Below are 10,876 nucleotides of genomic sequence, written 5' to 3'. Positions count from 1 at the left end.
TCGGGGTTGTGGCGCTCGAGCTCCTCATGGAGGATGCGAAAGGCCTTGATGGGGGAGGGCTCCACCTCCGGCGTCATATCCAGCAGATAGATCAGCACGCGGCAGCGCTCGATGTGGCGCAGGAACTGGGTCCCCATGCCCACGCCGTCACTGGCTCCCTCGATGAGGCCCGGAATGTCGGCCACCACGAAGCTCTCGAACTCGCCCACTTTGACGACGCCCAGGTTCGGGGTGAGCGTCGTGAAGGGGTAGTCGGCAATCTTGGGCTTGGCGGCCGAGATGCGGCTGATGAGCGTGCTTTTCCCCGCGTTGGGAAAACCCACCAGCCCCACGTCGGCCAGCAGCTTGAGCTCCAGGCGGAGGTTGCGCTCCTCGCCCGGGCCGCCGTCTTCGGCGCGGCGCGGGGTGCGGTTGGTTGAGCTGGCAAAGTGAATGTTGCCGCGCCCGCCGTGGCCGCCCTTGCAGGCGATGAGCTGCTCGCCGTGTTCGCGGATGTCGCCGAGAATCTCGTTGGTGTCGGAGTCGAAAATCTGCGTGCCGATGGGCACCCGGAAGATTGCGTCCTCGCCCGAGCGGCCGTACTTGTCCTTGCCCATGCCGTTCTGGCCGTGTTTGGCCTTGATGGTGTGCTGGTAGCGCAGGTCGATGAGCGTGCTGAGGCCCTCGTCGCCCTCGAAGATGATGTCGCCGCCGCGACCGCCGTCGCCACCCGATGGACCGCCGCGCGGGACGTATTTTTCCCGGCGGAATGCGATGGCGCCGTTGCCGCCGTTGCCGGCCTGGGCGTGGATGGTGACTTCGTCGACGAACTTCATGGTTTCAAACAGTCTGATGCGCTGTACGCAAAAACCCCGCAGGCCGCGGACTCTGGTAATCCGCCGGGCTGCGGGGCGTGCCGGTTAGGGTCGCTCCCGCCTTAGCTGGCAGGCGCCTCCACCGGGTCGATGTGCACGCGCTTGCGGTCGCGGCCCCAGCGCTCGTAGCGCACGGTGCCCGCGCACGTGGCGTGCAGGGTGTAATCCTTGCCCATGACCACGTTCTGGCCAGGGTAGATCTTGGTGCCGAGCTGACGGATCAGGATGTTGCCGGGCTTGACGACCTGGCCGCCGTAACGCTTGACGCCGCGGCGCTGTCCATTGGAGTCGCGACCGTTGCGGGAACTACCACCTGCTTTTTTATGTGCCATGACTGTGCTCCGTGTCTGTCCGTGTCGGGCGAGGGCGCTTAGGCCTTCACCTCGTCAATGCGCACCTGGGTGTAACCCTGACGGTGGCCCTGCTTCTTCTTGGAATTGTGACGGCGGATGTGCTTCCACAGAAGGATCTTGCGACCACGACCATGGCTGACGATGGTGCCGCTGACGCTGGCGCCGTCGACGGTGGGTTTGCCCACGGTGAGCTTCTCGCCGTCACCGACCGCGAGGATCTCCTCGAAGTTGATCTTCGAGCCGACCTCACCCTCGGTGGTGGGAAGATAGAGCTCATCGCCGCTCTGGACCTTGAACTGCTTGCCTTTGGTGCGAATCACTGCGTACATCGCGCCGAACTTCCGATCTATATAAAGGTCTCCCCGGGGATAAGACTCCCGGGAGGGCGCTCATTATAGGGGTGGGCGGCCCGCTGTCAAGCATCCGGCGAAATTCAGGGGACCGAAGGGAGCTGGCTCTGGAAACCCCTGCGATCCCGGCGGGTTGGCGCGCTTTGCCAGGGACCCGGTTGGGCACGGGCGCCTGCCCCCCGAAATCTGCGCCGGCGCTGCGTTCCGGCTTGACAGGGGCGGGGCGGATCGGAATAATGAAAACGTATTCAAAATCCGTGTAACTGGTTGATTTTACTGGGATGTAAGGCGGATTCAGGAGCGAACATGGGGACGGCCACCACCAGCGCGAGCCAAGCGGGCGCATCCATTGAGGAAAAGCGCGGACGTTTTGCCGAGCACATTGCCCGCCACGGGCTCAAGACCACCCGCCAGCGCAACTGCGTGGCCGATGTCTTTTTCGCCCAGGACGAGCACCTGACCATCGAGGAAATGCTCGAACTGGTCCGCAAGCAGGACCCCAAGATCGGCTACGCCACGGTCTACCGCACGCTCAAACTGCTCACCGAGGCGGGCCTTGCCGCCGAGCGCAAGTTCGCCGACGGCGTCGCCCGCTACGAGCAGGCGCTCGGCCAGAAGCACCACGACCACATGGTCTGCACCGAGTGCGGCGAAGTGATCGAGTTCGTCTCCGACAAGATCGAGGAACTCCAGGACTCCATCGCCGCCAGGCACGGCTTCAAACTCAAGAGCCACAAGCTCGAACTCTACGGAATCTGCAAGAACTGTCAGTGATTCGCTTCGGGCGGGTCTGTCATCAATAGGGGCAGGCCCACTCGGTGCGTTCGGGAGATATTGGTGATGTCCGAACTTGTTGTTCCGTCGCTGCTGTGGTTTTGCGCAATCGGCAGTGGAATCATGGGCGGCGTTTATTTCGCTTTCTCTTTCTTCATCATGGCGTCCTTTGCCCGGATTGAACAGTCCGAAGGGATCGCGGCGATGCAGTCGATCAACCGGGTAATTGTGCGCTCGCTTTTTTTCCCACTGTTCTTTGGCACGACGCTTGCGAGTGCTGCGCTGGCGGTGCTTGCGCTGATGCAGTGGGAGGCTCCCGGCTCGGCGATCATGTTTGCTGGCGGGCTCATCTATGTCGTGGGGATGTTCGTCTGCACGGCGGCAGGCAACGTTCCGCTCAACAACGCGCTTGATGCAGTCGATCCCCAGAGCGATGCGGCCGTTTCGGTGTGGGAGAACTACCTGGAAAAATGGACGCGCCTCAACCACGTGCGCACGGCGGCGTGCGTGATCGCGAGTATTTTGTTCGTTCGTGTGCTCATGGTGAGCTAGCGCTGCCCGCCTCGGATGCCGGTTTGTCACCCTTGCGCAGGTAGACGCAAATGAGCCGTTGGCGAAAAGCTTCTTCATAGCCCGAGCGAAGCGCTTTCCAGAACTCGTCTGTTTTCAGATAGGGCCCGGGAACAGGGTGAGTGACGATGATGGCGGCGGGCACGCGCGCTTCCACGGCGTCCATGACCTGGGCGGCGAACTCGGCCGAGCCGGCCGGGTAAAGCCAGAACAACAGCGGGGGCGCAGCGCGGCGGTCGGCCAGGTAGTACAGGTGAGCATTGGAAAAGGCGACGTAGATGGAGTCTTCGGGGCGCGTATGCGCGCGAACGAAGGCGGCAATTTCCGGCCCGTGGGTGTAAGCGTCGCGCTCGTAGTAAGTCTCGGAGACTTCCTTCGGACTCATCAGCCAGTACGGGCCCTCGCCGAATGCGAACACCAGAAGCGCGGCGGCAATGGCGAGCGCGGCGATACGATCCTCTCGCGGGCCTTGAATTGTCGCCGCGCCGATGCCGCCGAGAAAGCACATGGGGGCGACCCACTGGATGAAGTAGTGGTCGGCCCAGCGCGCGCCAATTGCCATGCCGGCCAGCGCCGAGGCGGCAAAAAGCAGGCCGAAGTTCCGCTGGGGCCTGCTGGCACGGAAAACGGCGAAGGATCCGGCGGCAAAGGCCGGTGCCCACGCCGGAAAGGTGGTGCGGATGTGCAGGCGCATCAGCCGCAGCTGCTCGGCAACGTCCAGCCCCAGCGCATCGGTCAGCGCGCCGCGAAACGTGACCATGATGTGCCAGTAGCTTCCCCAGTCGGCCAATGCGCCGTGAATGATCGAGGCCAGTGGCCAGAATGCAAAGCCGGCGGCGGAGAGTGCGAGATTCTTCCTTTTCTCGGGCCTGGTGAGCGCCCAGCCCATGGCAAGAATCAGCCCCGAGGCGCCGCTGGGCTTGATGAAAGATGCGCCGCCCGCGGCAAAACCCGCCCAGCCGAAGCTGCCCTGCCAGGTGAGCAGCGCCGAGAGCAGCAGCGGGAAATTGGCGAAGGTCTCGCCATTGGCGGTGTAGCCCTCGACCCGCACGCAGGTACTCAGCACCGCAAACCCCAGGGCACCAAACCAGGCCGCGCGCCGCGAGTGCGCGCGCTCGAGCAGTAAGAACAGAGTGACGCCCCCGGCCGCCGTCCAGAGCGCGGCGTAGAAACGGATCGCCTGCAGGGTCCCGCCGATGAGCAGCAGGCAGAGCTTGAAGATGAGGAAGAGTCCCTGCGGCCGGTCGAAGGGGATATCGCGGTAGAGCTGGTAGTGACTGGTCCAGAATTTCGCGACGTAGCCATAGGCGCCTTCATCCACGATCATCGGAACCGAGAGGAAGGGAAGGCGTGCGGCGATGCAGGCCAGCGCGACGACGGCGTAGGGGAGCGCGCGCTTCTGCCATGGGCGCACTTTGGAATCATCCTGGAGCGGCGCGTCCACCTCAGTGCTCCTCGCCGTTCTTTGAGTCGGGCCAGGGATTGACCGGCGAGCCGTAGAAATACGGGCTCTTTGCCAGCGTGCTGTGCGCGCCGATCCAGGCGGCGACCTGCCGCGCGGTGGTGAGCTCGCCGCTGGCAACCGCTTCGAGCAGCGCGCCGCTGATGACGTTGTTGAACGCGCCATCGTAGACGAAGGGTTCGCGCTGCCCTGGCAGCTTGATCACGAAGGGCACGCGGTGGTCGGTCTCGCACCCGGTGAAAGAGCGCTCACGGCGGGTGGTCGGTCCGCGCTCGCACCACTTGGCCAGCCGCCAAAAATGGTCGGAACTCAGTAGAATTGCTGCCCCCTCCCAGCGTCCGCTCTGCTCAAGCTGCTTGCGCAGCGCCCCGACCAGCGCGTCGACGCGCAGCAGGTTGTCGAAGTAGTCATCGCCCGGCGGGGCCGGTGGGTGGGGAAGCGGGATGTGCAAGAAGACGTTGCGGTAGCGCGGGTTGTCGAGGACGTTGAAGAGTTGTGCTTCTAGCTCTTCGGCGGCGCTACCGTCCCACCACAGGGTCTTGCCCTCGCGTTCGGGGCTCGCGGCGCCGGTGATCAGCCGCGCGAGCCAAAATCCCATCGCGCCAGACAGTGAGTGGGCATTCTCGAGCTCGGGCTGCACCTCTCGCACGGCGTAGCTGAAACAACTGGCTAGAGAGTGGGCGATGGCGCGGCAGTAAGGGTGGTAGAAACCCACAAGCGCTGACTCGTAGCCGCGCGCCCGCATGCGGTCAAAGTAGTTGGGCGCCCTTGAGAACTTCGCATGACCGGCGGGGTTGCCGTCGGTGTCACCCAGAGTGAGCGATAGTTCGCGCGGGCTCGTATCGTGTGCTTCCTTGACGAGCTTTCCCGTCAGCAGCGCCGGGAGCGAGAGATAGGTCTCACCTGCGGGGGCGTAGGCCTCCCGCGCGGAGAAGCTGGTGGCGATCAGGCGCTCGATATTCGGCAGCGCGATCCCCTCCGGCAGCTCTTCGAGCCCGTATTGTTGGTCCCATTCGTCGAGGATTCCCCAAAAAACGAATGGGCAGTTCTCGCAGGTCTTCACAAGCGGCGGCGCCAGCGGGGCGGGCTGATACAGCGGCGCCTCCTGCAACTCGGACGTGGCGTTTCCCACCGTAACGACGAGAAACGGAGCGGCGATGAGGGCTGTTGCCCGGGCAGCCGCCATCAGTTTTTTGCGCTTTTTCCAGAACGCGAGCACTACCAGCGCAACGGGGAGCAGTCCGGCCAGCTCGCACGCGGCCGCTCCGATCCAGGGTGCCAGCGGGTGGTAGTCGACGTAGCGGGCAAAAAAGAGGACGAGTAGCAAGGGGACGGCGTATCCCAGGGCCTGAGGACTACGCGCCCGCGCCAGGCGCACCAGCCCCGTTGCGAGAATCGCGAGCGCGGCGAGCAGAGCCAGCGCGGCGACATAGTGACGCGGATCAACACCCGCGCGAAGCAGGTAGGGGTCGGGATGCACCAGCAGGTCGTGCCAGACGGGCACGATGAAAAACAAATTGGTCACCGAAAGGCAGGCAAGCAGATCCATGGCCGCCGGTCGCCGGTTGTCGCCCGGAGAAGGCATCAAGATTCCTCGTGGCTCAGAAGTATGCCTTCACTTCGAGGAAATAGAAATCGGGAAAGGTGCCGAATTCACTTTGGAGGCGCGGGACCAGGGGACTCACCCCGACCGGGCGATCGCCCAGGCTCACGATGGCGCCGCCGACGACCTCGACATTGTCGGACGCCGACCAGGTCACGCTCGGCTGGATCTGCGCCGAGCGTGCGTCGAGCGAGGCAATGGCGGCGAGCTGCCCGGTGACGATGGGGAGAATCTCATAGGAAGCGGTCACGCCGAGCACGTGCCGGCCCATGTGGTAGCTCTGGCCGTGGCTCACGCGCACCAGGCCCAGCGAGAGGCGGTCGGGCTCGCCCTGGCCGTTGAAAAGATACTCCATCTGCACGTGCAGCGTGTTCTCGAAACGGTGGCCGATGCCCAGCACGGCGGTGGCGTGATCCTCTACCAGAGGGCCCAGGTAGCTGGCCGGCAGGTGCAGGGGGGATGCATAGACCCCGAGTGAATCCATGGCGCGGAAGCAGGCGGCCTCGATGCGAAGCTCGAGCCACTCCATCACCTCGCCGCTGGCGCCGCCGCCCACCTGGTAGCCGCCGTAAATCTTTCCGGCCTGCAGCGAGAGGTCGTAGTTCTCATACAGGGTGAAGAAGCGCGCGAGCACCGCCGATCCATACCAGTCGGCGTCGAAGGCCTTGTTGCCGGTGAGGTAGCTTCCCGTCGGCGTGATCTCGCGCCCCAGCGCGCCCACCAGCGTAATGCCGGAGAAGTCGCCCAGCGGAATGTCCACGCGCAGCGCATCGACGCCGGGCTTGTACTCGCGGTCAAACTGGAGGGGGTCGAATGCCAGGAACACATCGAGCGGGTTCCAGAAAAAGGCCTTTCCGAAGGTGATCGCCTGCCGCCCGATGGTGATGTCGCCCCACTCGGGCGAGAATTTTACCGCAAAGCGATCAAGCAATGTCGTGGCCGTGAGCTTGCCCGAAGCGTCGGGTGTCCAGGTTGCATCGAGCGCGCGAAAGCGTGTGACCCCCGGCACCAGCGAGAACGCCCCCGAGCTTGCACCGCCACTCGAATAATCGAGGGTCTGCACGGCGTGGAGTTCGTAGGACAGCCAGTGGGTCGGCGCGCCCATGGCCGTCAGTCTGAGGATCGTCTGGGAAAAGGCGTCGCCGCCGTTGGTCGGCAGCCAGAACGGCGAGGGATTGAAGTTGTCGATGGCACCGCTGATGTTGCGGATGCTGCCGTCGAGCCCGAAGGCCTCGTCGGAATCACCCACGAGCGCCCGCGCCGGTGCCGGGAAGACAAGGCAGAGCAGCGCAAGCATCGAGAGCAGCAGCGCGCGCATCAAGAAGCCTTATGGAGGATTTCCGAGGGCGGCCCGTCGGCCTCGATCTGCCCGTCGCGAAGCAGCAGCAGGCGCTCGGCGCGCTCCATGACCATCTGGTCGTGGGTGGAGAAGAGGAAAGTCACGCCCTTGTTCTCGTGCAGCTCGTGCATGAGCTCCAGCAGCGCGGCCCCGGTCTTCGAGTCCACGTTGGCGGTGGGCTCATCGGCCAGTACCAGCGCGGGTTCCGAGGCAATGGCACGTGCGATGGCCACGCGCTGCTGCTGGCCGCCCGAGAGCTGGTTGGGAAAGCGGTCTTCCATCCCCTCGAGGCCCACGTCCTTCAGCAGGGCGCGCACGCGCTCGTGGCGCTCCTTGATGGGAGCGCCCTGGAGCATGAGGATATACTCGGCATTCTCAAGCGCGGTGAGCACCGGAATCAGGTTGTAGCTCTGGAAGACAAAGCCGATCTGGTCGCGGCGAAGGCGCGAGCGCTGCGCATCGCTGAGCCTTGCGACGTCGGTGCCCTCGATGGTCACGCTGCCGCCGGTGGGCGTGTCGAGCCCGCCGATGATGTTGAGCAGCGTGCTCTTGCCCGAGCCCGAGGGCCCGGCCATGGCGGCGAACTCGCCGGCCTTGATGGTGAGCGTGATGCCGCGAAGGGCGTGCACGATGATCTCACCGGTGCCGTAGTCCTTGGTCAGGTTTTCGATTTCCACAATGCCGGCCATGGCTGACTCCTTAAGCAATCTCAGCGAAGCGTGTCGACGATCGGAATGCGCAGCGCCTTGGGCAGGCACAGCACGCCCATTGCGCACACGGACCAGAACACGGTGGTGGTGTAACCCCACAGCAGCGCCCAGGTAACGCGCGCGCGCATGACGGTATCCATTGCAAAGCCCGAGACGGTGACGCCGTCGGGGTAGAGGCTGCTCACGTCCCAGCCGTGGACCTGCACGCGGTAGGCCCAGGCCCAGCCGGCCAGCGCGCCCACGGAGCAGCCGAGCAAACCGATGAGCGCGGTCTCGAAAAACACCTGCGTGGCGATGACCTTGCGCGGGGTGCCCAGCGCCAGCAGCGTTGCGAATTCGCGCTCGCGCTCGAGAATGCTCATCAGGATCGTGTTGAAGATGGTGAACAGCGTCAGGAAGATCAGAATGCCCACGAAGATTTCGCCCGAGCCGCGGTCTGTGCGAATGAATCCCGCCAGCTCGGGCAGCACTTCCTGCCAGGAACGCGCGACCGCCTTGCCGTGGTTGCCGTTGACGAGCTTGCCGATGTCCTTGAGGGCCTGCGGCTCGTACTCGGGCTCGGTGAGAATGGCGCCGAGCTGGGTGACCTGGTCGGGCTCTAGCCCATAGAGCTTCTGCAGGGCGGGGATGGGCGCCTGGATGAAGTAGGCGTCGATCTCGTCGGCGCCGGTCTGGAAGATTCCCTTTACGCGAAAGAGCTCCTCGACGAAGTTGCCCTCGACGTCGTTGGAGCTGAGCACTAGTTTCTTGCCTACTTCGAGCTTGAGCGACTTGGCCAGCTCGATACCGATGACGACCTTCTTTTTGTCGGTGGGGCTCAGATACTCGCCCTCGACGATGCGTCGCGCAATGGGAGAGCTCTTGGCCTCGACGGCCGGTTCGACGCCCATGATGCCGACGGCCACCGCGCCGCTGCCCGAGCGCGCGACGCCCTGTCCGGAAATCAGTGCCTTGGTCCGCTCGACGTAGGGGAGCTTTTCGATTTCCTCGCGAAGGTGCGGGGCGTCGCCCACCCACAGGTCGATGGCCGGGGCGTCGCGGTAATCGCGGTGCTCGATGGTGACGTGCCCGGCGTGCATCCGCACCGCGTCGCTGGTGAGCTGGGCGTAGCTCCCCTCATTGAGCGAGCGGAAGAAGATCGTCATGGTCAGGCCCACCGAGATGGCCAGCGTTGTGATGATGGTGCGCCGGCGGTGCCGCCAGAGGCTGCGCCATGCGATGCGGAGGATGCTCAGCAGGCTCATGGGGCGCTCCTAGCCGTGGCTCGCAATGGCTTCGACGGGGTTGAGGCGCACCATCAGGAACGCCGGATACACGGATGCGAAAAAGCAGATCAGCCACATGAGCGCAACCGGCACGTAGATGCTCGCCGCGCGAATGGCCCCGCGCCAGATGGGATCGAAGGCAACGCCGCCAAAGCTCGTGTCCTGGGCCCAGGCGCTGGTATCGATTCCCCTGGTCTGCAGGAAATAGCAGCCGACCAGGCCGATGAGCACGCCGAGCATGGTGGAGAGGAATCCCAGCAGCACGGCCTCGGCCGCGACGTCGCGGAAGATGCGGCTGTTGGTCGCGCCGAGCGCCTTGATCACACCGAACTCATGGATGCGCTCGTGGGTGGCCATGATCATCGTGTTCATCACGCCAAGGCCGGCGGCAATGAGGAAGATCGACATGAAGATCCACATGGTCACGTCGATCGTATTCATGAAATCCGAGAGAATCGGCAGAAGCAGGCGCCAGGTCTTGATCTCCTGACCCGGGGCCATTTGCTTGAGCAAGGTGGCCAGCTCTGGCAGCGTGAGCGTGCCGCGCGAGTTCACGGCGATCTCGTGGATGCGCCCGCCCGAGACGAAGAGCCGTTCGAAGTCCTCGTGGTGCAATATCGCGGCGCCGCGGTCGATGGCGTCGCCGATGGTCTTGAGAACACCCGCCACCACGAAGAGCTCATTGCCCAGTGATCCGTCGGCGGCCTGCACGACGATGACGAGTTCCGAGCCGGGCTCTGCCTGCAGGGTCTTTGCCAGCTTCTTGCCCAGCACGATCTTGCCGCGCATGTTCTCGGTGATGAAGGTGCCCATGCCCGGAATGATGTGGGTGGGCAGGTCGAAGGCCTCGCGCTCTCGCTCGGGGTCGATGCCCCAGAACTGCGCGCCCGCGCTCTTGGCGCCGTTGGACAGAAGCCCGAAACCGAAGCTGCGCGGCGCGGCGGGAATGCCGTCCTTGTCGAGGGTCGCGAGCACTTCGTCGGCGTTCTCCACCGTGTCGTACATGGAGTGCTCGGTCAGGTAATCGGGGTCGTGAATCTGCGCCTCGCCCACGGAGATGTTGGTGGCGTTCTTCACCGCGTGTTCGATGAAGCCGACCATCAGCGCGTCGGTCATCATGAGCAGCGCGGTGCTCAGCGCCACGGCCATCAGGGTGATGATCGTGCGGCGGCTGTTGCGCCAGAGATTTCGCCAGGCGAGCTGGAACATGGGGCGCTCCTAGCGCTGCAGCTCCCGCAGGGTGAACTGGGAATCGGGAAGGTCGAGATTGAAGCGGATGTCCTCGTAGATGACCGTCGTCGATTCGCCGGGCTTGTCGGTGGGCGTGATGGTCAGCCGCGCCGGCAGGGTGCGGTCGCCGAAGCGCTTGTTGCCGCTGTAGCTGAGCGTGCGGGCCAGGTCGAGGTCCTCATCGTAGTAGTCGAGCCGCACGGGCAGATACGTTCCCTGCTCGACGATCACCACGACCTTGCCCCAGACGATGGCAGCCTCGGGCTTGGGAATGCAGGTGATCTCGATGATGTTCTTGCCGCCTCGCTCTCCTTCAAAGGTGATCTCGAAGGTGTAGTCCTCGGCCATGCGGGATTCTTTCACCAG

General features: G+C 64.3%; 12 protein-coding genes. 2 read left to right on the top strand and 10 right to left on the bottom strand.

Annotated features, from left to right (window positions below; translation table 11 throughout):
* The 3 genes from obgE to rplU all read right to left on the bottom strand — a co-directional run.
* The coding region (gene obgE, locus KDH09_15945) for a GTPase ObgE (protein MCB0221191.1) at window positions 1-815 on the bottom strand (815 nt) is incomplete at its 3' end.
* 101 nt (window positions 816-916) lie between these two features.
* The gene (gene rpmA, locus KDH09_15940; GenBank protein ID MCB0221190.1) at window positions 917-1,186 is read right to left on the bottom strand and encodes a 50S ribosomal protein L27; all 270 of its coding nucleotides are present in this window, start codon (window positions 1,184-1,186) and stop codon (window positions 917-919) included.
* Between the two features lie 38 nt (window positions 1,187-1,224).
* On the bottom strand, window positions 1,225-1,536 hold the full coding sequence (rplU, locus tag KDH09_15935) for a 50S ribosomal protein L21 (protein MCB0221189.1): 312 nt from the start codon (window positions 1,534-1,536) through the stop codon (window positions 1,225-1,227).
* A gap of 327 nt (window positions 1,537-1,863) precedes the next feature.
* Here rplU and KDH09_15930 point away from each other — a divergent pair, with 327 nt between their 5' ends.
* Together KDH09_15930 and KDH09_15925 are read left to right on the top strand one after the other, a co-directional pair.
* Complete coding sequence (locus KDH09_15930) at window positions 1,864-2,331, top strand: transcriptional repressor (protein MCB0221188.1); 468 nt, start codon at window positions 1,864-1,866, stop codon at window positions 2,329-2,331.
* Between the two features lie 66 nt (window positions 2,332-2,397).
* Complete coding sequence (locus tag KDH09_15925; protein MCB0221187.1) at window positions 2,398-2,883, top strand: DUF1772 domain-containing protein; 486 nt, start codon at window positions 2,398-2,400, stop codon at window positions 2,881-2,883.
* On the opposite strand, the gene KDH09_15920 is transcribed toward KDH09_15925, so the two are convergent.
* The 7 genes from KDH09_15920 to KDH09_15890 all read right to left on the bottom strand — a co-directional run.
* Complete coding sequence (locus tag KDH09_15920) at window positions 2,870-4,345, bottom strand: hypothetical protein (protein MCB0221186.1); 1,476 nt, start codon at window positions 4,343-4,345, stop codon at window positions 2,870-2,872. The two genes, KDH09_15925 and KDH09_15920, sit on opposite strands and share 14 nt — an antisense overlap.
* Before the next feature lies 1 nt (window position 4,346).
* A complete protein-coding gene (locus tag KDH09_15915) occupies window positions 4,347-5,948 on the bottom strand; it encodes a sulfatase-like hydrolase/transferase (protein MCB0221185.1) in 1,602 nt (533 codons plus the stop codon).
* 16 nt (window positions 5,949-5,964) lie between these two features.
* Window positions 5,965-7,284 carry a hypothetical protein gene (locus KDH09_15910; GenBank protein MCB0221184.1) on the bottom strand — a complete coding sequence of 440 codons (1,320 nt, stop codon included), beginning with the start codon at window positions 7,282-7,284 and terminating at the stop codon, window positions 5,965-5,967.
* Window positions 7,284-7,994 carry an ABC transporter ATP-binding protein gene (locus KDH09_15905; protein MCB0221183.1) on the bottom strand — a complete coding sequence of 237 codons (711 nt, stop codon included), beginning with the start codon at window positions 7,992-7,994 and terminating at the stop codon, window positions 7,284-7,286. Before KDH09_15905 ends, KDH09_15910 begins: the two co-directional genes overlap by 1 nt.
* A gap of 20 nt (window positions 7,995-8,014) precedes the next feature.
* Window positions 8,015-9,259 carry an ABC transporter permease gene (locus tag KDH09_15900; GenBank protein MCB0221182.1) on the bottom strand — a complete coding sequence of 415 codons (1,245 nt, stop codon included), beginning with the start codon at window positions 9,257-9,259 and terminating at the stop codon, window positions 8,015-8,017.
* Between the two features lie 9 nt (window positions 9,260-9,268).
* On the bottom strand, window positions 9,269-10,489 hold the full coding sequence (locus KDH09_15895) for an ABC transporter permease (protein ID MCB0221181.1): 1,221 nt from the start codon (window positions 10,487-10,489) through the stop codon (window positions 9,269-9,271).
* 9 nt (window positions 10,490-10,498) lie between these two features.
* A partial coding sequence (locus tag KDH09_15890; GenBank protein MCB0221180.1) for an outer membrane lipoprotein-sorting protein occupies window positions 10,499-10,876 on the bottom strand: 378 nt, incomplete at its 5' end.

The sequence above is a fragment of the Chrysiogenia bacterium genome (assembly GCA_020434085.1).
Lineage (GTDB): Bacteria > JAGRBM01 > JAGRBM01 > JAGRBM01 > JAGRBM01 > JAGRBM01.
The sequence above is the reverse complement of the archived record's forward strand: the minus strand, read 5'-3'. Positions and strand labels throughout refer to the sequence as shown.

Excerpts from the sequence above, each read along its gene's own strand:
- rpmA (MCB0221190.1), bottom strand. The coding sequence starts at position 1,186 with ATGGCACATAAAAAAGCAGGTGGTAGTTCCCGCAACGGTCGCGACTCC.
- rplU (MCB0221189.1), bottom strand. The coding sequence starts at position 1,536 with ATGTACGCAGTGATTCGCACCAAAGGCAAGCAGTTCAAGGTCCAGAGC.
- KDH09_15930 (MCB0221188.1), top strand. The coding sequence starts at position 1,864 with ATGGGGACGGCCACCACCAGCGCGAGCCAAGCGGGCGCATCCATTGAG.
- KDH09_15925 (MCB0221187.1), top strand. The coding sequence starts at position 2,398 with ATGTCCGAACTTGTTGTTCCGTCGCTGCTGTGGTTTTGCGCAATCGGC.
- KDH09_15915 (MCB0221185.1), bottom strand. The coding sequence starts at position 5,948 with ATGCCTTCTCCGGGCGACAACCGGCGACCGGCGGCCATGGATCTGCTT.
- KDH09_15910 (MCB0221184.1), bottom strand. The coding sequence starts at position 7,284 with ATGCGCGCGCTGCTGCTCTCGATGCTTGCGCTGCTCTGCCTTGTCTTC.
- KDH09_15905 (MCB0221183.1), bottom strand. The coding sequence starts at position 7,994 with ATGGCCGGCATTGTGGAAATCGAAAACCTGACCAAGGACTACGGCACC.
- KDH09_15900 (MCB0221182.1), bottom strand. The coding sequence starts at position 9,259 with ATGAGCCTGCTGAGCATCCTCCGCATCGCATGGCGCAGCCTCTGGCGG.
- KDH09_15895 (MCB0221181.1), bottom strand. The coding sequence starts at position 10,489 with ATGTTCCAGCTCGCCTGGCGAAATCTCTGGCGCAACAGCCGCCGCACG.